At 38.8% G+C, this 21087-nt stretch carries 22 protein-coding genes; 18 read left to right on the top strand and 4 right to left on the bottom strand.

What is annotated here, in order from left to right; genetic code table 11:
* From MKX14_RS15135 to MKX14_RS15110, 6 genes are read left to right on the top strand one after another with little or no spacing between them, the layout of a single operon-like run.
* A complete protein-coding gene (locus tag MKX14_RS15135) occupies positions 1-999 on the top strand; it encodes a hypothetical protein (RefSeq protein WP_108008175.1) in 999 nt (332 codons plus the stop codon).
* Positions 996-2279, top strand: coding sequence for a type VI immunity family protein (locus tag MKX14_RS15130; protein ID WP_108008177.1), 1284 nt, complete (start codon positions 996-998; stop codon positions 2277-2279). The genes MKX14_RS15135 and MKX14_RS15130 overlap by 4 nt, the downstream gene beginning before the upstream one ends.
* A 59-nt stretch (positions 2280-2338) precedes the next feature.
* Entirely contained in the window at positions 2339-2467 is a 129-nt protein-coding gene (locus MKX14_RS15125) for a hypothetical protein (RefSeq protein ID WP_345892625.1), read from the top strand.
* A gap of 14 nt (positions 2468-2481) precedes the next feature.
* Positions 2482-2997 (top strand): hypothetical protein, encoded by a 516-nt coding sequence (locus MKX14_RS15120; RefSeq protein ID WP_240282837.1) that lies wholly within the window; start codon positions 2482-2484, stop codon positions 2995-2997.
* A gap of 52 nt (positions 2998-3049) precedes the next feature.
* Positions 3050-3412: a hypothetical protein gene (locus tag MKX14_RS15115; RefSeq protein ID WP_108008179.1), complete on the top strand. Its 363-nt coding sequence runs from the start codon at positions 3050-3052 to the stop codon at positions 3410-3412.
* Positions 3413-3457: 45 nt separating this feature from the next.
* On the top strand, positions 3458-3916 hold the full coding sequence (locus MKX14_RS15110) for a hypothetical protein (RefSeq protein WP_240282835.1): 459 nt from the start codon (positions 3458-3460) through the stop codon (positions 3914-3916).
* 85 nt (positions 3917-4001) lie between these two features.
* On the opposite strand, the gene MKX14_RS15105 is transcribed toward MKX14_RS15110, so the two are convergent.
* Positions 4002-4703 (bottom strand): SDR family NAD(P)-dependent oxidoreductase, encoded by a 702-nt coding sequence (locus tag MKX14_RS15105; RefSeq protein WP_240282834.1) that lies wholly within the window; start codon positions 4701-4703, stop codon positions 4002-4004.
* Positions 4704-5312: 609 nt separating this feature from the next.
* Between MKX14_RS15105 and MKX14_RS15100 the strand changes: the two genes are divergently transcribed.
* The 5 genes from MKX14_RS15100 to MKX14_RS15080 all read left to right on the top strand — a co-directional run bounded on the left by MKX14_RS15100 (position 5313) and on the right by MKX14_RS15080 (position 8289).
* Entirely contained in the window at positions 5313-5816 is a 504-nt protein-coding gene (locus MKX14_RS15100; RefSeq protein ID WP_046813258.1) for a DUF2867 domain-containing protein, read from the top strand.
* Positions 5817-5896: 80 nt separating this feature from the next.
* On the top strand, positions 5897-6598 hold the full coding sequence (locus MKX14_RS15095; RefSeq protein WP_017399751.1) for a DUF1003 domain-containing protein: 702 nt from the start codon (positions 5897-5899) through the stop codon (positions 6596-6598).
* Positions 6599-6709: 111 nt separating this feature from the next.
* On the top strand, positions 6710-7375 hold the full coding sequence (locus MKX14_RS15090; RefSeq protein ID WP_046813260.1) for an RluA family pseudouridine synthase: 666 nt from the start codon (positions 6710-6712) through the stop codon (positions 7373-7375).
* 127 nt (positions 7376-7502) lie between these two features.
* Positions 7503-7880, top strand: coding sequence for a ribonuclease E inhibitor RraB (locus tag MKX14_RS15085; protein ID WP_005079563.1), 378 nt, complete (start codon positions 7503-7505; stop codon positions 7878-7880).
* Positions 7881-7908: 28 nt separating this feature from the next.
* Complete coding sequence (locus tag MKX14_RS15080; protein ID WP_191016070.1) at positions 7909-8289, top strand: nuclear transport factor 2 family protein; 381 nt, start codon at positions 7909-7911, stop codon at positions 8287-8289.
* A 45-nt stretch (positions 8290-8334) separates the two neighbouring features.
* On the opposite strand, the gene MKX14_RS15075 is transcribed toward MKX14_RS15080, so the two are convergent.
* Positions 8335-10425, bottom strand: coding sequence for a TonB-dependent receptor (locus MKX14_RS15075; protein ID WP_240282833.1), 2091 nt, complete (start codon positions 10423-10425; stop codon positions 8335-8337).
* 75 nt (positions 10426-10500) lie between these two features.
* Here MKX14_RS15075 and MKX14_RS15070 point away from each other — a divergent pair, with 75 nt between their 5' ends.
* Positions 10501-11646 carry a DUF1624 domain-containing protein gene (locus MKX14_RS15070; RefSeq protein ID WP_240282831.1) on the top strand — a complete coding sequence of 382 codons (1146 nt, stop codon included), beginning with the start codon at positions 10501-10503 and terminating at the stop codon, positions 11644-11646.
* 40 nt (positions 11647-11686) lie between these two features.
* Here the strand turns inward: MKX14_RS15070 and MKX14_RS15065 are convergent, their stop codons facing one another.
* On the bottom strand, positions 11687-12154 hold the full coding sequence (locus MKX14_RS15065; protein ID WP_005804788.1) for an Lrp/AsnC ligand binding domain-containing protein: 468 nt from the start codon (positions 12152-12154) through the stop codon (positions 11687-11689).
* Positions 12155-12290: 136 nt separating this feature from the next.
* Between MKX14_RS15065 and dadA the strand changes: the two genes are divergently transcribed.
* From dadA to MKX14_RS15040, 5 genes are all read left to right on the top strand, one after another.
* Positions 12291-13556, top strand: coding sequence for a D-amino acid dehydrogenase (gene dadA, locus MKX14_RS15060; protein ID WP_049064659.1), 1266 nt, complete (start codon positions 12291-12293; stop codon positions 13554-13556).
* A gap of 20 nt (positions 13557-13576) precedes the next feature.
* Positions 13577-14680 carry an alanine racemase gene (gene alr / locus MKX14_RS15055; protein WP_240282829.1) on the top strand — a complete coding sequence of 368 codons (1104 nt, stop codon included), beginning with the start codon at positions 13577-13579 and terminating at the stop codon, positions 14678-14680.
* Between the two features lie 10 nt (positions 14681-14690).
* Entirely contained in the window at positions 14691-15050 is a 360-nt protein-coding gene (locus MKX14_RS15050; protein WP_000071347.1) for a RidA family protein, read from the top strand.
* 161 nt (positions 15051-15211) lie between these two features.
* Positions 15212-16651, top strand: a complete 1440-nt coding sequence (locus tag MKX14_RS15045; protein WP_240282827.1) for an amino acid permease — start codon at positions 15212-15214, stop codon at positions 16649-16651.
* Between the two features lie 370 nt (positions 16652-17021).
* Positions 17022-18452 carry an amino acid permease gene (locus MKX14_RS15040; RefSeq protein WP_240282825.1) on the top strand — a complete coding sequence of 477 codons (1431 nt, stop codon included), beginning with the start codon at positions 17022-17024 and terminating at the stop codon, positions 18450-18452.
* 63 nt (positions 18453-18515) lie between these two features.
* On the opposite strand, the gene mauR is transcribed toward MKX14_RS15040, so the two are convergent.
* Complete coding sequence (gene mauR / locus MKX14_RS15035; RefSeq protein WP_240282824.1) at positions 18516-19397, bottom strand: LysR family transcriptional regulator; 882 nt, start codon at positions 19395-19397, stop codon at positions 18516-18518.
* A gap of 166 nt (positions 19398-19563) precedes the next feature.
* On the opposite strand from mauR, the gene mmsA reads away from it, so the two are divergent.
* The gene (mmsA, locus tag MKX14_RS15030) at positions 19564-21081 is read left to right on the top strand and encodes a CoA-acylating methylmalonate-semialdehyde dehydrogenase (protein WP_031947076.1); all 1518 of its coding nucleotides are present in this window, start codon (positions 19564-19566) and stop codon (positions 21079-21081) included.
* Positions 21082-21087: the final 6 nt, after the last annotated feature.

Here is a 21087-nt window from a genome sequence, read left to right as displayed (position 1 = left end):
ATGCTTCCTGTAGTGATTGGAATAATTGAACTAGCTGGATACGCAATAACGGCATATGAATTATATCGTACAGCAGCAAATGCTTACGATGAGGTTAAAAATTATCAAGATAATATTAAAAAGGCAAAAGAAGAAATCAAGAAAATAATGAAAAATCTTGATAAGGAGATCACTGACAAAATTGATCGGCAACGTGAGAAAGTATTATTAACGACCTTGACCACAGGTGATAAACAAACTAATAGTACAAAGTCTGCTTCTGGAAGACCACAAGTAAAAAGTAATGTAATAACTGCTGCCATAAAGCAGAAAATTCCCTTTAGACCTATTATTAGTCAAATATGTGAAAAAGCAGATCATTTGCCGATGATCCAGTTAAGAAAACAAAAAGGTAAAAAATTAAAAGATGTTATACCGAAGAGTAAGGTAGATATTGTTGCAAAGTTATTAAAAATGACTGCTCAAGAATTAGCAGGTGCAAGTGTTGATGAATATATTATTATTAGATTAAAACAGCTTGCTGTAAACTTCATGTTTGAGTTTATGGATGAGCTTTTAAAATGGCGTAGCCCTTTAAAAGCAGAAGTATGTTTTGGTTATGATATAAAAAATAAGAAATATTTAGCCCCTCAATTAGATGGTCAGACACGTATTAAAAGAGTCGGTTCAGAATTAAATCCATTTTGGCCAATGCCTTACAAGGGAAGAGGAATTATAGGAGCAGATATTATTATTCCTGAGTATCGTGGTGAACCTTTAACTTTGACTAATATTTTTGCACTGGTTGAAATTAAATTTCAGAATGATGTGATTAAAGATAGTCAATTCCAAGCATATAATGACTTGAAGCTACAATGCGCAAAAGCCAAATTTACTAGCAAAATTACTGCCAATGAAGGATTTAAACTATCATTGTTCCGATATCCTGAGGATGCTGGAATGTTAGAAGAGAAGAAACCAGCACAAAGTAAAACTAAAGGAGTTACTGGGAAAAAATGAGTACGTCGGAATTATTTTTATCTGAAAATGAAATTAAAAGTTTTTTATCTGGATTTGGTCAGAATAGTGATTATATGTATGGTTATGAAGGGGAAGAGTTTGGTATTTGCCCATTTATAACATTCTATATTTTAAATAGTGATGATGAGGTGCTTTTAATTGCAGATAAAATTTTATCTATTTGTAATGTTTTTGAAGAAGAAATAATCGATAAACCACTAAACTTATTCTATCGAAACGAAGATAGCCATTGGAAGAAAATTGTTAAAAAGAAACCAAATAAGAAAGATATTATCACTGACGTGACTAAAGCCTTAGAGTCAGATTTATTTTATTTTATCGGGGCATCAAGTGCTGACTCAAATCTACAAAGTGCACAATGGGCATACTCGGCGATGTTATCCCAAGCTAGCGCCTACTCTTATTTAAAGATTACATTTAGCAGTAAATGGTATAAAAATAATAAAAATAAGTGGGAAGAATTTGTTGAAAGATGCTTAAAAGAATTTAATCCAATTCAATCATATAGTGGATATGAAATTGGAAATAGCACACAACTATCATCAATTTCTCCAGAGTTTGAAACAGCAGAAAGAATATTTACAGATTACTTTTATGGATTAGATATTGATCATCCAGCTGCTATGGCATTTCATTCTCATTATGATGAAGATGGTTTTGAGTATTTGCCTGTTCTTGGAGCTGGATTACGTACTCCTACATGGTGTTTTTTACTTTCTCCTTATTGGATAGAAAAGTTAGGGTTAAGCGAGGAGCAAATCCGCCTAAAACTCAATGATTCACGAATTACGATTACTAAATTACCAGATCCAATAAACCCTGAAAAATTCAGTCTATGGATTCGACTTGGAGAATTATCACTTTACCCAGTTGAAGAGGGTGTTCCAGATTTATTGATGATGGCAAATGAACTTATTAAGCCAATTCGTTGTAACAATTTAAAATTAACGACTCTAGATGCATGGGATGATGATCCAAACCCAAGATTTGATATAGAGAACTCTCCACAATGGATTGCCCGTTTTGATGAAGATAGCCATTGGCCAGAGGGTAAACGAGTCAATAAGATTCATGCAGTACTGTTAGAGCAAAATAAAATTAAGGTACTCGGTGGTGAAATATGTCCGAAAACAGGCGAATGGTATAGTCCTGCAAATAATATGGAGAAGCGCTACTTTACAGAAGGTGAAATCATGCCTGAGATTGAAGATAATGCTTGGGGTGAAACTATTTGGTATTTAGATATAGAAAATGAATAATATTTTTATCTATTTAATTTATTAATATTATGGAGCCTATCTAGATGATGGGCTTTTTAATGTATACAAGGAAGTGTTCTGGTATTGGTATCCTCATTGGTGGTGCAATTGGGGGGATTGCTGCATATCAACTGGTAGATGCATTCGATAAAGAATTAGAAGCATTTACTGCTTGGACTGTATTTTAAAAAGAGGTAAAACAATGCTATTTAATTTTTTTAAACAAGAAAGTAATCATAAAGAAGAAAAATCTTCTCCATATTTAACGAAAGAATTATCTTGGGATGAAGAAAAAATAATAGCAATTCGATTTAATGGTACGCAGCGGACTATGTATTATAAAAATATTATACGGATAGAAATCATTATTACTAATCTGTATTTACCCGTACCTAAATGGGTTATACAAGATGATAATTTAGAAGATCATACGACAATAGATTTTTATAATGACATAAAGCCAAATATTAATGCTTTGGTTGTTGATATGTTTAATAAAAAAATAAAAAATTATGATAACCAGAAAGTTCATGAAAAAATTATAGAAGCAATGGGTGAAAGCAGTGGCTTATTTCATTTATGGAGCAGAGAAGATCTTGAGCAGGTACTAAATAAGATATGGGATAATAATAAAGATAAAATAGAAGCTGATATTAATAAGGCTATAAAAGATGCGGAAGAGCAGAGAAAAAACAAGCAATGGTGGAAAATTTTTTAAAAGATTTAGGATGGGTTGGCTATAATTATGCCCGAAATCTAGAGAAATAAAGATGAACTTTAAAAACTTAATAATATTGTTTTTAATGACAAGTTTTTTAGGGTGTAGTAGAGATTACAAGATTGAACCGCATGAGCTTCCGATAGCGCATATTGGCAAAGAATATAATCAGACATTAAAAATTACTGGTGGAAGAGTCATACCACAGTCTTTTGAAGTAAAAGATAATTTTCCAAGTGATATGAATATCTCTATTGAACCAATAGATCAAAATGAAGCAGATGCTTATAACAATTTAAAAATTTCTGGTGTTCCAAAATATAAGGGAAATTTTACGATTCATATATATGCGGGTTTTTATGCTAGTGGGGATGGGAAGTTAGATAAGACCTATGAATTTATTGTAAATGAATAAGATATTTAATCATATGATTTTATTTAGTTTAAATAAGAGATAAGTATGAAAAAGAATTTATTAATTGCCATACTAATTTTACTTTTCATCATACAGGCCTTATTAAATTATTACTTCTGGAATCGTACAAAAACACCCGAAATTCATGTTCTAGAAAAACCTTTGCGGATAGCATCGAATTTCGATAACTATGCACCATATACAATCCTTCCTGCAGGAACTGTTTTATATGATGATAGTGACTCTTTGAACAGAAGGGTTATGGTTTATTTCAATTTACAAGGTGTAGATTTTAAATTCGAAGAACAAGACCCAAATATCTTAAAACAACCTAGTGAAGTCAGTGGTATAAGGTCGAAGGACTTACCTGATTTACTAAAAGAAATTCCTCTGACTAAAAAAGATATTTATTCAATTATTAAACATGATGACAGTATAAATGACTCCGTACGTTCTATTCTCTTTAAAAAATACAAAATTGATCCTTTAGAATATGAGAAATAATTAAATACTTCTCTGACATACAAACATAAATTTAAAAATCAGAAGAAGCGTAATGGATTACGCTTCTTCTATCATAAGAAATTGTTTAAGCAGCTTGAATGGCTTCACCACAAAGAGAAACAGTTTCTTGTTTATGCTGGTGTAAATACCAGAACTGCTCTGCAACTGTTTCTGGATGCACCGTGTAGGTTTTATCTTGTGCTCCAGATGTACCATCAACGAAACCATTTACAATTATTTGGCTCACGTAAACATTTGAGTCAGCAAGACTATGAGCAAGCAAATTGGTGGCTTTATATTGAGCGGCAGCAGTAGTTGCTAATGATGAGTACTCTTTGGCCACCAAGTCGATACCCACTGCATCGAAAGCAAAAATTCCATTTGTCGATAAAATGCTACCGTGGTTCTTTTCTAAATCACCTAAGCAAGCTTGTACCGTCGCAATATAGCTCGAAACACGAATATGAAAGCTTTTGGTGAGCTCTAGTGGAGGGGTTTTTAAGATATTGCCTTCAATATCATGGAAAGCATTCCAATGAATATTTTTAATCTCTCCTAATCGGTCTTTAATACGATTAACAAGATTTGGTATATCTTCAAGAACCGCTAAATCACATGTAAAAGCGTAAGCTTCAATACCTTGTGTTTTAAGTTCTAAAATAGCTTTTTCGAGTTTTTCAGCATTGCGTGCCACTAACCCGATTTTATAGCCTTCTTTACCAAACTTATGTGCTACGGCTTTGGAAATACCTGTTCCATAACCAAAAATTATAATATTGTTGTTCATTATAAAGTTCCAAAAAACCAATTATTTGGTTAGAAATAGTTTATAATATGTTTTTATAATGTATTCAAGCGCAAAAGTTATCTCTAAGAATAGTACCCAAAGAATAAAAATGCTTAAAAGTGGGGATTAGGCAGTTAGCTTTACATGAGTTATTCGGCTAAACAGGCGCTGTTGAACGAACTTCCAATTTGGCTTAAAAAATTTTCTTGGTAAAATAAACCGAAAAATACAAATAAAGTGGAATTTAAATTTAACTAATTATGTGTAAATGGGAATAAATTCTTTTAAATTGGATTAATGTTGTAAAAATTCCCAAAAATATTAAAAATTCGCTTTTCTTAGAAAAACAATCCCGCAGGGTGCTGGCTAAACTATATCTCAAGGGTGTGATAGGGATCGAAAAGAGTAGCATGCACCAAAACGTATAACGTTAGTGTGTACTCACCCAAAAGGTCTCGATTCGGCTTAGGACGCTATAGATCAAAAGTTTATAGGCATAAGGTTCTAACTTACAAAGTTATAATTGTTGAAGTAAACCATAGATGTTTTCCCTTGACACCCTAAAAAATTCTCTATAATAAAAACGATATTTTACAAGAATATAATTTAATGAATAAGCCTTATCTTTCTGCTTTACCTAGCGACAGCCAAATCTCATCTCAATTGAACAATGCTTACTTCCACGACTCGTGGAGTATTGTGCTTGGTCAGCCCGACCTGAATGTATTTCAGCAGCTTATTAAGCTATTTCAACACACTCCAGCGTGGATAGAGTGGAGCATGAATATGCGTAATAAAATTACTTCAAAGATTGGGCTTAAAGATTTAGGAAGTTTTAAGCAGATTGATACTCATAAAAAAGAAAATGAATATGTCGCAGGCGACCGAATTGGAATTTTTACTTTTTTGCAGCGTACCGAAAATGAGTTAGTGATTGGAGATGATGATAAGCATTTGAATGTGACTTTATCTATTTATAAAAATGAAGATACCCAAGTGCTTACCGTAACTACAATAGTGCATATTAAAAATTGGCTTGGGCGATTGTATATGCTACCTGTAATTCCTGCCCATCGAAAAATCGTACCAGCGACTTTACAGATTTTAGGTTAGATTACTATTTTTATTTACGATGTGATCAGCCAAAATTGTTTATATAATAATCTTAATATCATAATAAAGAGCTGAATAATATGGAGAATAAAAATCAGTGTCGGCAGTGCGCCGTTTGTGGGAAAAATTTTCCGTTAAAAGATCTAGTATCTGGTGAAGTCATTCGTAATGTGATTAGTGACGAAATTTTAAAAGACTATCCAGATTGGAATTACTCAAGTTTTATTTGTCGAGCCGATCTGGCAGATTATCGAATTAAGTACGTTCAATCAATTTTACGTTCCGAAAAGGGTGAACTCTCTAATTTAGAAAATGAAGTCATTGGTAGTATGCAACGCCATGAGCTGATTAGCCGAAATACAGAGTCGGATTTTGATCAGAATTGGACATTTGGAGAAAAGTTAGCAGATAAGATCGCAACATTTGGTGGTAGCTGGGCTTTTCTCATTTGCTTTGCTCTATTTTTGACAGGTTGGATTATTCTAAACACGGTAGTGATGGTAGTCCGTCCCGTCGACCCTTATCCCTTTATTTTGCTGAATTTAGTATTGTCATGTTTAGCTGCAATTCAAGCGCCTATTATTATGATGAGCCAAAACCGCCAAGAAGCAAAAGACCGTTTACGTTCTCAACATGACTATCAAATTAATTTAAAAGCCGAGCTTGAGATTCGCCATTTGCACGAAAAAATGGACCATCTTTTATCGCATCAGTGGGAAAGGCTTGCACATATTCAAGAAATTCAGCTTGATCTTTTAGCTGAAATGAATAAAAAACGATAAAGATTTTCTGAGTTTCACGTGGAACATGAGTAGAGCGTTATAGATTATTTTGCGGTAGAACCGAAATTTCTTTATGATTTGCCGCCATGCTCCATTGCTGCTTCTACAACCATGCCTTTAAACGACAACTTTGTTTACGCTCCACCACAAGATCCGCTTTCAATTTTATTTGAAGATGACGATTTAATTGTGGTTGATAAACCTGCGGGTTTGTTGTCGGTAATGGGCCGTTTACCTGAGCATCATGACAGTGCTTATTTACGGGTGTTAGAAAAATTCCCTTTGGCTAAGGTCACCCATCGTTTAGATATGGCGACATCAGGCTTACTTATGTTTGCCAAGCATCGTGATGCAGAAGTTGCTGTAAGTAAAATGTTTCAGGCCAGAACAGTCAAAAAACATTATATTGCTTTGGTGCAAGGCCAAGTCGCAGAAGAGGGAAGCGTTGAAGTTCCACTCATTACCGACTGGGAAAATCGCCCAAGACAAATTGTACATTTTGAATTAGGCAAACATGCCAAAACCTTATTTCAACCGCTCCTCTATGATGAAAAAACAGATCAAAGTCGAGTGTTACTTGAACCAGTCACAGGACGCTCGCATCAGTTACGTGTGCACATGATGCATATAGGACATCCGATTATGGGGGACAAGTTATATCACCCTGAGCCTAAACGTTTTCATTTAAACCGCATGGCCTTACATGCCGCATATTTGGCTTTCCAACATCCCTTAAATGGAACAGATGTGGTCATTCAATCCCAAGTGCCTTTTTAAAATTTATATAATTAAAAGAATTAATTTGATGCAATTGGGAACTGAATATATACCCAAACTGCAATAAAAGTCAGGTATTCTTGATGTTGAATAATATTAATACTGCGACAACAACAAGGATCACTTTATGACTCGTGACTACGAACAATTTCCAGATGACGATAACGGCAATGTACTTTGGCAAATGGCTGAAGACGGGGATGATTTAACCGAGTTGCATGAAATTGAATTTTCTATTGCTTTTCATGATCAAAAAAATGCAGAGCAATGTGCACTCTATTTGCTTTACCAAGAACAAAAAGTTTCACTTTTTCAAGATGACTCTGTTGAGCCAAATGAATGGGTGATTACCATCTTCGTTAACATGGAACCTGAGTATTCAGATATTGTTGATTTAGAGCAATGGTTTGCCAGCATCGCTGAGAAATTTCAGGGCGAATATGATGGATGGGGCTGTATGGCCTATGTCTTCGAGGAAGACGAAGAAGATGACCTGTTGCAGTAAGGTCTAAAATAAAGAGTAGGAGATAATCATGAACTTATCTCAAAAACAAATTGCGGTACGGTTTTTAGAACTTGCCGCAGCAGGCGAAGTTGATGAAGCCTACAGCAATTACACTGCGCCTAACTTCAAGCATCACAATCCTTATTATGCGGGTGATGCAACTTCGTTGAAGGAAGGAATGCGTGAAAGTGCGGCTGCAAATCCCAATAAAGTCTTTGATGTTCAGCATGTCATTGAAGATGGGACTTTAGTCGCTGTGCATTCGAAACTTGAAATGCAAATGAATGACAAACCTACCATTGTGGCTGTGGTTCATATTTGCCGTTTTGAAAATGGAAAAATTGCTGAGCTTTGGGATATCGGGCAAATGCAGCCCGAACAGCTTGTGAATGAAAATGGCATGTTCTAATAAAAAAGCCCGAAATAATTCGGGCTTTTTTATTTTATAGATGAATTAAAACTTCCACTGTGCCGAGATTGAAGCATTCAGTGGCTCACCCGGTTGAACCCATAAATCGCTGTAGCTTGAAACATAGTAAGTTTTATCAAACAGATTGTTTATATTCAGCTGATAACGTAAGCGGTCCGATGGGGCATAGTAGCCATTTAAATTGACCAGCGTATAACTTGGTAAATTAAAGCCATTATCAAGATTATGTCCGCTACGTTCGCCCACATAAGTAAGGTTGGCACCTACACCTGCTTTTGTTGAACCTTCTTGTAGAAACTCATAATTGGTACTTACAGCACCTTGGTGTTTTGGCACATTGCTCAGACGAGCGCCTTTTGGCAAGTCTTGGTCTTTTTCAATTTGCGCATCGGTATAACTATAGTTGGCATTGACGAACCAGCGGTCAGTGATTTGGCTATTTAAATCAAACTCAATTCCTTTACTACTCACTTCGCCTGCTGCGGTTTGAAAGTTACTGTCGATCGGGTCGGTTGTCAGTACATTTCGTTTTTTCATTTTAAACAGAGTGAGACTCAGCACACTTTGGTCGTTTATTTTATATTTGGTACCAACCTCATAACTTTCGCCTTTTTCAGGGGCAAAAGTCTGACCATTTCGATTCATACCACTATTCATGGCAAATGAGCGACCATAGTTGGTATAAAACGCCCATTGCTCAGAGGCCTTAAAGTTTACTCCGAAACGCGGACTATTTTGATGAAGTGTCTGGTTGCTTTCAGTCTGAGTCAGGTGATTTTTAAAGTCTTGTTCGACTTGATCAAAACGGTTGCCAAATAGAACACTCCATTGATCATTAACAAAGATCTGGTCTTGTAAATTAAGTGCAAAGTAACGCTGCTGTTCTTTGGTATTGGTAAACGGAGCTAAGTTCGGTAAATATTTGCCATATTCGGGTTGGTAGATATCAATTGTGTTTGGCATGCCAGTACTGTGATTACGACGAAGCTGGTTTTGTTTATAGTCGAGTTGACCAAGCTCGGTCGAAAGCAAAATTTCATGGCGAGCCCACGAAGTATCAACCTTGCCAAGTACCTCTGTCTGAGCCAGCACATCTTGACTTGTATAATCACGATAGCGACGTTGACGCTCTAAAGTACGTCCATCGGCTTGCATACGACGAGGTTCGGTTGCAAAGCCGACCATTTTGGCGTCTTTATAGCTGACTGCACTGTTTAGCTTCCAGTCAGGGTTAAATTCGTGACTCAGACGTAATTGGTAAAAGTAATCTTTTATTTTCAAATCACCGTCGTCAGGTTCACCTGTAAAGGTTTTCTGGTCCATCACAAACTGGTGATTGACGGTGCTGACACCACGGTCAAAGGTTCCTTTGTGTTCTGTAAATTCACTGTCAAAGTCGAGTTGCGTCTGGTCTGAAATTTTCCATGTGAGCTGTGGTGAAAAGAACCAACGTTCACTACTGACATGATCACGGAAGCTTTGATTATCTTCATGAGCCACTGCTACACGATAGGCCAGTTCATCGTTAATAGGGGCTGTGTGTTCCAGACTAATTCGATATTGTTCTTGGGTATTGGCACGTAGGTTAACTTCACTTTCGCTTTCCCACTGTGGTTTTTTACTGTTGAGATTAAGCAAACCACCTGTTTCACCGCGTCCATATAGCGCAGCCATTGGCCCTTTTAAAAACTCTAAAGATTCAATATTTACGACATCTTTGGGAGCACTAATCCCTCGGTTGACACTCAAACCGTTACGGATCATGGATGCGCCTAAATTGGGATCGGTACTAAAACCACGGAAAGAGTAGTTATCCCAAAAGCCGCCACCAAAACTGTTTTGATGAAAAACCCCACTCACTAAAGTTAATGCGTCATCAATCCGTTGAACGTCTTGTTGTTCCATCATTTGTTTTGAAACATAAGCACGGTTAAAAGGGACATCTAAAACATCGTGAGTAAATTTAGTTGCCGAGCTATTTTGGCTCACATCTTCTCGGGTGCTTTCGGCCTGAATGCGTATGGTCTCAAGTACCGTTGATGTTTCCTCTCCCCAAGTGAGGGTCGATATAAATGATAGACCTAACGAAGACAACAATCCTAATTTGTGTCGCATAAATAATCAGCCATAAAAAGACAAAAGGAATTAAATGTAATAGTATAACGTTACATTATTTTATTGATTACCGCTATGTCTATAGAAAAAAATATTGAACGTTTACAGTCGATTGATGCTTTACGCGGTCTGGTCATCATTATTATGTTGCTCGACCATGTAAGAGAAACTTTCTATTTACATAAACAGGTTACCGATCCAATGGACGTAACAGTAACAGAACCGGCTTTATTTGGCAGTCGATTATTGGCCCATATTTGCGCTCCAGTTTTTGTACTTTTAACCGGGATTTCTGCTTTTTTATTTCAATCAAAAAAACAAGATTTACAGCAAACACGTGCCTTCTTATTAAAACGCGGCTTATTTTTAATTGTGTTAGAGCTTACCCTTGTGAATTTTGCATGGACAGCGACTTTTCCACCCGAAGTCATTTATTTACAGGTGATCTGGGCAATCGGCATTAGCATGGTGGTTTTGGCTTGCTGTGTAAGTTTGCCTTTGCCAGTTCTTGCTGGTGTAGCTTTGGTCATTATTTTTGGGCACAACCTGCTAGATTCTGTGCACTTCTCACAAGGCATCCTACAGAATATATGGTTCGTTTTACATGAACGTGGCTGGCTTGAGTTTGCGGGTATTAAGCTTCGTACAAGTTACCCTGTTTTACCTTGGATTGGTGTGATCTTATTAGGCTATGTTTTAGGTCAGTTCTTTAGTTCAAAATATACAGCAAAGCAAAGAGGTCGCGCTTTACTCAGCCTTGGTTTGGCAAGTATTGGGTTATTTGTTTTACTGCGTTTTATTAATGTTTATGGTGACCAGCCATGGCAGCATTTTGAGTCATTACAACTTAGCCTTATGAGCTTTTTTAACCTCACTAAGTATCCACCGTCTTTACTGTTTATTTTGCTGAATGTTGGAATTGGCTTGATTGTGCTGGTGGCTTTTGAGCGTATGCAGCAATATTCATTTCTAAAACCCTTGGTGGTGTTTGGCTCGGTGCCTATGTTCTTTTACTTACTGCATTTATATGTGTTGAAACTGATGTATGTGTTTGCGCTCAGTGTGTGGGGAGCTAACTACGGAAACTATTTGTCGGTCAATCATGTATGGATGCTGTGGTTAATCACGATTGTGTTGTCTTTTGCGCTCTATCCAGCAGTTAAGTGGTTCTCGAAGTTCAAACATCAAAATAAACATATTTCGATTTTAAAATATTTCTAATTTCCAAAAGGTGAGTAAAGCGATTTCAAGAATGCTCGCTTTACTTGCTTACATCTAGATATAGAGTTTCTTTGACTTCTTCCATAACCACATAACTGTGTGACGATGCCGAAGCGGGGAGTTTCTTTAGTAGATCTCCTAATAAGCGGCGATATGCACTCATTTCTTTTAAACGTGCTTTTACAAGGTAGTCAAATTCGCCTGAAATAAGGTGACATTCAAGCACTTCAGGAATCTCAACTAAATCTCTAGCCACCTGATCAAACACATCGCCAGATTTGGCAGATAACTTAATTTCTAAAAAGACAAGCAGGTTACGGTCCACAAAGGCTGGGTTTAGCCGAGCATAATAACCCATGATAATACCATCGCGTTCAAGGCGTTTTACACGCTCTGAACAAGGGGTGGTCGACAGGTTAACTCTCGATGCCAATTCACTAATCGCAATTCGTCCTTCACGCTGCAAAATGTCCAGAATCATGCGATCTATACGATCTAAGGGGCGCATAGATATTTCCTCTTTTTTTTAAATTCTCGCGAGAAAAACATAAATTTACCTAGATTATAGCCTAAAAAACAGTGAAATAAACTATTGAAGCAGAAATATACTAGTGAAATAAACTGGTGTGCGTGAGGGAATGGAAATGCGCGTAATTGTTTTAGGTAGCGGTGTTATTGGAGTGGCAAGTGCCTATTATCTAGCTCAACAAGGAGCTGAGGTTACTGTTCTCGATCGCCAGTCAGGTCCTGCTGAAGAAACAAGTTTTGGTAATGCAGGTCAAATTTCGCCTGGGTATTCGACTCCTTGGGCAGCACCAGGAATTCCTTTTAAAGCTGTGAAATGGATGTTCCAACACCATGCACCGCTTGCGATTAATTTAGATGGCAGCATGTGGCAATTACAGTGGATGGCGCAAATGCTAAAAAACTGTAATCCACAAAGCTATGCTGTAAACAAAGAACGTATGATGCGCGTGGCTGAATACAGCCGTGACTGCTTACGTGAACTTAGAAAAGATACGGGCATTAACTACGAAAACCGTGCTAAAGGTACGTTGCAGTTATTCCGTAAAGAAGCACAAATGGAAGCGGTTCAACGCGATATTAGCGTGCTACAAGAGTGCGGCGTAAGCTACGAATTATTAAATGGCAACGAACTTGGTCGTGTAGAACCAGCATTGGCAAATGCACAAGATAAACTTGTTGGTGGTTTACATTTACCAAATGACGAAACAGGTGACTGTTATTTATTTACCAATGCTTTAGCTCAAATTGCTAAAGAGTTGGGTGTTAACTTCCAGTTTAATCAGAACGTAGAAAAATTGATTGTTGAAGGCGATCAAATTAAGGGCGTTCAGGTCAATGGCAAGGTCTTAACCGCAGATCGCTATGTACTAGCGTTTGGTAGTTATTCACGTGATTTCTTGAAACCACTTGATCTACAGTTGCCTGTATATCCTGTCAAAGGTTACTCGTTGACGATTCCTATTGTTGACCCTGCTTTTGCTCCGCAATCTACAGTGCTTGATGAAACCTACAAAATTGCGATTACTCGTTTTGACCAACGTATTCGCGTAGGTGGAATGGCAGAGTTAAGCGGTTTCAATTTAGGCTTAAACGAAGATCGCCGTGCAACCTTGCAAATGGTGACTCAGGACTTGTTCCCGGGCGGTGATATGGCGCAGGCGTCTTTCTGGACAGGTTTACGTCCAATGACTCCAGACAGCACTCCAATTATTGGTGCGACTCGCTTCAAAAATCTGTTCTTGAATACAGGTCACGGTACTTTAGGCTGGACCATGGCGTGTGGTTCAGGAAAATTAATCAGTGACATCGTATTGAATCATAAGACTGATATCAGTACCGATGGTCTTTCAATTCAGCGTTATTCACACGCACATGCGGCTTAACAGACGTTAGGAAATTAATCATGCCTCGTCCTATTACCGCAGTCATCCACCGTCAAGCCTTACAAAATAACTTGGCGGTGGTACGCAAGGCTATGCCAAACAGTAAGGTCTTTGCCGTTGTAAAAGCCAATGCTTATGGACATGGCATTGAACGTGTTTATGAAGCATTTAAAGCAGCAGATGGCTTTGCCTTACTTGATCTTGATGAAGCAAAACGAATTCGTGCTCTAGGTTGGACAGGTCCAATTTTGTTGCTCGAAGGAGTTTTTTCTCCTCAAGACTTATTCGATTGTGTGCAGTATCAACTCAGTTTCACCATTCATAGTGAAGCGCAAATCGAGTGGGTAGAAAAGCATCCTTATCCGGCTCAATTTGATGTTTGCCTAAAAATGAACAGTGGTATGAACCGTCTTGGTTTTAAACCACAACACTATGTTCAGGCTTGGGAACATTTAAATAACTTGGCAAATGTGTCCAAGATTACGCACATGATGCATTTTTCAGATGCAGATGGCGAGCGTTTCGGTCAGCAAGGTATTGATTATCAAATCAATGCTTTTGAAGAAATTGTTAAAGATTTACCAGGTGAAAGATCGGTAAGTAATAGCGCGGCGATTCTGCGCTATCAAGACCAGCTCAAATCAGATTATGCCCGTAGCGGCATCATGCTCTATGGCAGCTCGCCAGACTACCCGACGCATAGTATTGCGGACTGGGGCTTACAACCCACCATGAGCTTACGCAGTGAAATTATTTCCGTTCAGCATTTAGAGCCGAATGAAAGCGTAGGTTATGGCTCAAACTTTGTCGCAGAGCAACCGATGACGATTGGGATTGTCGCTTGTGGCTATGCAGATGGTTATCAACGTATTTCACCAACAGGTACGCCTGTTTTAGTGGACTCAGTCCGAACTCGCACAATTGGTCGTGTCAGCATGGATATGTTGGCAGTCGATTTAACGGGCATTGACAGTGCCAAAGTCGGCAGTGAAGTCGTGCTCTGGGGCCAATCAAGTAAAGGCGTCGTTTTACCTATTGATGATGTCGCAGTTTCATCCGGTACGGTGGGCTATGAACTGATGTGTGCCGTCACCGCCCGTGTTCAATTTATTAATCAGGTATAAGGAAATTCGAATGTCTAATTCAGATATACAAAAGATTAACACTAACGAAGTCATGAGCGCCGTGACTGTTTTTAACAAAGTAGTTTATTTGTCAGGTCAGGTACCTAAAAATACCGAGCAAGACGTGGCAGGCCAAACTCGTGAAATTCTTGCAACGATTGATGAACTTTTGGCATTAGCCAATACCGACAAATCTCGCTTGCTCTCTGCGCAGCTCTATTTAAAAAATCTTTCTGACTTTTCAACCGTAAATGCAATTTGGGTTGACTGGTTAAAAGGGTGTGTTGCACCATCGCGTGCCACAATTCAGGCCGATTTGGTCAATCCGGATTGGTTAATTGAAATTGCCGTGACGGCAGCACAAAAGTAATTCGTTTTTACTCCAAAAATGATGATGTATCTAACAGAAGGAAGATAGATACGGTTTAACCAGTCATTTTTGGTGAACAGATTCAGTGACCTATAGCATACAGTTCGATTTTCGCTATAGGTTGCTGATCTTAACAAAGGAATTCAAAAAGGAATTTTAATATGACAACGGCTCGTCATTCAGATACGGAAAATTCTCCTGATCATCTGCAACGAAAACTGTCTAACCGTCATTTACAACTGATTGCTATTGGCGGTGCAATTGGAACCGGCTTATTTATGGGGTCGGGCAAAACTATCTCCCTCGCAGGTCCTTCAATCCTTTTGATCTATATGATTATTGGAGGCATGTTCTTTTTCTTAATGCGTGCAATGGGCGAGTTGCTCCTTGCAAATCTGCATTACAAATCTTTTGTTGATATGGCTCATGACCTGATTGGTCCTTGGGCTGGTTATTATTTGGGCTGGACTTATTGGTTAGGTTGGGTGCTGGTGGGTATTGCGGACCTTTCAGCGGTTATTAACTATTTGAGTTTCTGGCTACCCGATGGGGCAAGCTTCTCTCCGATACAGCAAGCCATGATTAGTGCAGGCTGTGTATTGTTTGTGATGGGTCTTAATCTCCTAACAGTACGCCTATTTGGTGAAATTGAATTCTGGTTTGCTCTTATTAAGATCTTGGCGATTATTGGCCTAATCGGAGTGGGCGGCTACATGATTTTCAGCCATTTCCAAGCTCCGCAAGGTGCTGTTGCAAGCATTAGTAATGTCTGGTCACATGGCGGTTTATTCCCGAAAGGTACAGAAGGCTTCTTGGCAGGATTCCAGATTGCTGTATTTGCTTTTGTCGGGGTGGAACTCGTAGGTACAACGGCTGCCGAAACGAAAGATCCACAGAAAAACTTACCTAAAGCAATTAATGCGATTCCGGTACGTATTATTTTGTTCTATGTGTTGGCGCTATTTATTGTGATGTCAGTAACCCCATGGGATCACATTCGTGCAGATAAAAGCCCGTTTGTTGAGTTATTCTTAAATGCGGGTATTCCTGTTTCAGCCATCATCATGAACTTGGTAGTGCTGTCTTCGGTAATGTCTTCAATGAACAGCGGTGTGTTTTCAACCAGCCGTATGCTTTTTGGTCTATCAAAAGACGGTCAGGCACCGGGTGCATTTGGGCGGTTATCAAAACGTGCAGTACCTTCAAATGGTTTGATTTTCTCATGTATTTTCATTATGGGTGGAGCAGTGCTTCAGTACTTTGTTCCAAACACCATGGAAGCATTTACTTTAGCAAGTTCACTGTGTGTGATTCTATTCATTAGTGTCTGGAGTCTCATCATGGTGTGCTATTTACGCTATCGTAAATTACGTCCTGAATTACATGAAAAATCAACATTCAAAATGCCAGGTGGCGTGTGGATGAGTTATGTTGTTTTGGCATTCATGCTTTTCACTTTAGTCATCTTGGCATTAGAGCCAGATACTTTAAAAGCTTTGTATGTCAGCCCAGTATGGTTAGTTATCTTAGGCGTTACTTATCATGTGCTCTATAAACCACGCATGAAAAAACTAGGACGTGAACTCGTCAACGATCATTAAGTTTTATTAAAAAGCCAATCAATCATGATTGGCTTTTTTTATTTTTATTAGATTTTTTATCGGAATAATATTGTTTATTTTTGGATCAATAGAGCAGTTTGGAGGGTATTGGCAAAGTACATATAGCATTATCACATGCTAAACTTCGGCTAATCTGGAAACTCAGATTGATTAATTAAAATTGCCGTGAAGGCAGTACATAAATAATGTGACTTAAAAAAAATCAGGACAAACGATTTATCAATTAAGGAAAAATATACTTGAACATCTTGTCCTGAGGTATAGACTCAGCAACCCTCGATATACGGTTCATTTTTCTCCCTATAGGTTGCTGATTTAAGTTAAGCAAAATATAAAAAGGACTTCTAATATGACAATGGTTCATCATTCTGATGAGGCAAGCTCCCCTGATCATTTACAACGGAAATTAAATAATCGCCATCTACAAATGATTGCAATTGGCGGCGCAATTGGAACCGGCTTATTTATGGGCTCGGGCAAAACCATCTCCCTCGCAGGTCCTTCAATTCTCGTAATTTACATGTTAATTGGTGGCATGTTCTTTTTTCTGATGCGTGCATTGGGTGAACTACTGCTTGCCAACTTACATTACAAATCATTTGTCGATATGGCTTATGACTTGATTGGCCCATGGGCTGGTTATTATATCGGTTGGACTTATTGGTTAGGCTGGGTACTGGTCGGTATTGCCGATCTTTCTGCGGTCATTAATTATTTAAGTTTCTGGCTACCCGAAGGTACTAGTTTCTCACCAATGCAACAGGCTATGATTAGTGCAGGCTGTGTACTATTCATTTTAGGGCTTAACCTTCTTACGGTGAAGTTATTTGGTGAAGTTGAATTTTGGTTCGCACTCATTAAGATTTTAGCCATTATTGGCCTAATCGGAGTAGGTGGCTACATGATCTTTACTCATTTCCAAGCTCCGCATGGTGAGGTTGTGAGTGTAAGTAACGTGTGGTCTCATGGCGGCATATTTCCAAAAGGCGTAAGCGGATTTTTGGCAGGTTTTCAGATTGCTGTGTTTGCCTTCATTGGCGTTGAGCTGATTGGTACAACTGCTGCTGAAACAAAAGATCCACAAACGAATCTACCTAAAGCGATTAATGCTATTCCGTTACGTATTATCCTGTTCTACGTTTTGTCGCTCTTTATCGTTATGTCAGTTACCCCTTGGGACCATATCCGTGCAGATAAAAGCCCATTTGTTGAGTTGTTCTTAAATGCGGGTATTCCGATTTCAGCCATCATTATGAACTTGGTCGTACTGTCTTCGGTGATGTCTTCAATGAACAGCGGCGTATTTTCAACTAGTCGTATGCTGTTCGGTTTATCAAAAGATGGGCAGGCACCGAGTGCATTGGGCCGTTTATCAAAACGTGCAGTGCCATCAAACGGCTTAATCTTCTCATGTATTTTCATTATGGGCGGGGCGGTGCTTCAGTACTTTGTTCCAAACACCATGGAAGCATTTACTTTGGCAAGTTCACTCTGTGTGATTCTCTTTATTAGTGTATGGCTTCTGATCATGGCATGCTATTTACGTTACCGTAAGTTAAGTCCAGAGTTACATGCTAAATCGACCTTTAAAATGCCGGGTGGGGTGTTGATGGCGTATGTGGTTATTGCATTCTTCTTGTTTACTTTAGTGATTTTGGCATTAGAGCCAGATACATTAAAAGCGGTATACGTGAGTCCATTATGGCTAGTTGTTTTAGGCGTTAGCTATCATGTGTTTTATAAACCACGCATGAAAAAACTAGGCCAAGAACTTGTTTAATGAACTATAAATGATTTCAAAAAAAGCCAATCTATCATGATTGGCTTTTTTTATTTAGGTTCTTTAATCAACCAACAAATGCTGATATTTGTCAGCTTGTTTACGCAAATAGTCCCAAACCAACTTAATGCGCGGTTCATGTTGTAAGTCAACAAAGGTCAGCATCCAAAACGTGTGGGTAAAGCGAACTTGTTGCTCTAACACCTCTTCAAGTTCCGGTTTATCATCTGCCAAAAACTTGGGCAAAATCGCAAGCCCTGCACCTGCACTTACCGCAATTTGCTGGGCCAAAATACTGCTGCTACGGAAGTTAGCATTCAGTTTTAAAGGGAGTCGTTCTAAACAGTACAACTCGGGGCTATATACCAGATCGTCAATATAGTTCACAAAGCGATGTTGGGTTAAATCTTCTAAGACTCGGATAGGTGGGTTCTGGGTCAGATAGTTTTTGCTACCATAAATTTTTAAACAATAATCTGATAATCGCGTAATGATGTAAGGGCCAGACGTAGGACGATCAATTGACACAACAATATCTGCCTCACGGTGTGAAAGCTTAATCATTTTTGGCACGGGTATCAGGTCGATGGTGAGCAGTGGATATTGGATAGAGAATTCAGCCAATAACCGAGCTAAAAACGCAGTACCAAAACCTTCAGGTGTGCCAATTCGCACACGACCTTGCAAAGGTTGGTGTGGTTTTTCAATTTGTAAGAAAGCTTGTTCCATTTGCTCAACTCGAGGAACCAGTGCCATCCCTTCGAGTGTTAGCTCATAACCCGTCGCTTCACGCTTAAACAGCGTTGTACCCAAAGCAAGTTCTAGGGCCTGAATCCGTCTAGCCACCGTACTGTGCTCGACACCAATAATACGTGCAGCATTGGTCAAGGTTTTAGTCCGAGCTAAAACCAGAAAAAAATGTAGATGATCCCAATCCACTTTCATTTTTGTTGTCATCCTTGTGCATATTTGCACAACAATCGTGCATGAATTTGCGTTGGTGGTCAAAGTTTTCTTTGCTAGTCTCAATTGAAACTGGAATAAAGAAAATACGATCAAAAAGTATTTTCTAATAATTGAACACAATAAAAATATGGCCTACGGAGAGGTTATGAACACAATCCAAAAAATCGAATTGGAAACCGCTAAATTACTCATTAACGGAAATTTTATTGAATCTGAAACACAGGAATGGCAAGACATTGTTAACCCTGCGACTCAGGAAGTAATTGGTCGTGTACCATTTGCAACGGTTAAAGAAGTTGACGCTGCTATTCAAGCTGCACAAGATGCTTTTGCTTCTTGGCGCCAGACCCCAATTCAGGCACGTATGCGCATCATGCTCAAGCTACAAGACTTGATTCGTGCCAACATGAAAGAAATTGCACAAGTACTAACGGCTGAACAGGGTAAAACCTTGGCAGACGCTGAAGGCGATATTCAACGTGGTCTAGAAGTGGTTGAACATGCCTGTTCGGTCGGCACTTTGCAAATGGGTGAATATGTTGAAGGTGTCGCGCGTGGTGTAGACACGTATACCTTGCAACAACCTTTGGGTGTCTGTGCGGGTATCACGCCGTTTAATTTCCCAGCCATGATTCCACTTTGGATGTTCCCAATGGCAATCGTGTGCGGCAATACATTTGTTTTAAAACCATCAGAACAAGACCCGTTATCAACCATGATGCTGGTTGAACTTGCCATTCAAGCAGGTATTCCAGCAGGCGTACTCAACGTTGTGCATGGTGGCAAAGAAGTGGTTGACCGTTTGTGTACCCATAAAGACATTAAAGCGATTTCATTTGTAGGTTCAACTGCGGTTGGAACACATGTTTATAACCTTGCAGGACAACATGGCAAACGCGTTCAGTCGATGATGGGTGCAAAAAACCATGTGGTTGTGATGCCAGATGCCAATAAAGAGCAAACCTTAAATGCTCTAGTAGGCGCAGCGTTTGGTGCAGCAGGGCAACGTTGTATGGCATTGTCTGTTGCAGTCATGGTTGGTGACAGCAAACAGTGGATTCAAGAGTTAGTCGAAAAAGCCAAAACCTTAAAAGTAAATGCAGGCCATGAACCAAATACTGACATTGGCCCAGTCATTTCAAAACGTGCTAAAGCGCGAGTGCTGGACTTAATTAATAGCGGTGTTGAGCAAGGTGCAGAACTTCTGCTTGATGGTCGTGATGTTCAAGTACAAGGCTATGAATCGGGTAACTTTGTCGGCGCGACGATTTTTAGTGGCGTAAATACCGACATGCGTATTTATAAAGAAGAAATCTTTGGTCCTGTACTTTCGATTATTTGTGTAGATACACTCGATGAAGCGATTGCGCTTATCAATGCCAACCCATTTGGTAACGGTGTAGGTCTATTTACCCAAAGCGGTGCGATTGCACGTACTTTCCAAAACCTTATTGATATTGGTCAAGTCGGTATCAACATTCCAATTCCTGTACCTGTGCCGTTCTTTAGTTTTACAGGTTCAAGAGGCTCAAAACTGGGTGATTTGGGACCATACGGCAAACAGGCTGTCCAGTTCTATACCCAGACCAAAACCATTACTAGCCGTTGGTTTGAAGATAGCCATGAAGTTGGCGGTGTAAACACAACCATTAGTTTACGTTAAGGGGAT

Origin of the sequence: Acinetobacter pittii (genome assembly GCF_022449185.1) — a bacterium.
Taxonomy (GTDB): Bacteria; Pseudomonadota; Gammaproteobacteria; order Pseudomonadales; family Moraxellaceae; genus Acinetobacter; species Acinetobacter pittii_I.
The sequence above is the reverse complement of the archived record's forward strand: the minus strand, read 5'-3'. Positions and strand labels throughout refer to the sequence as shown.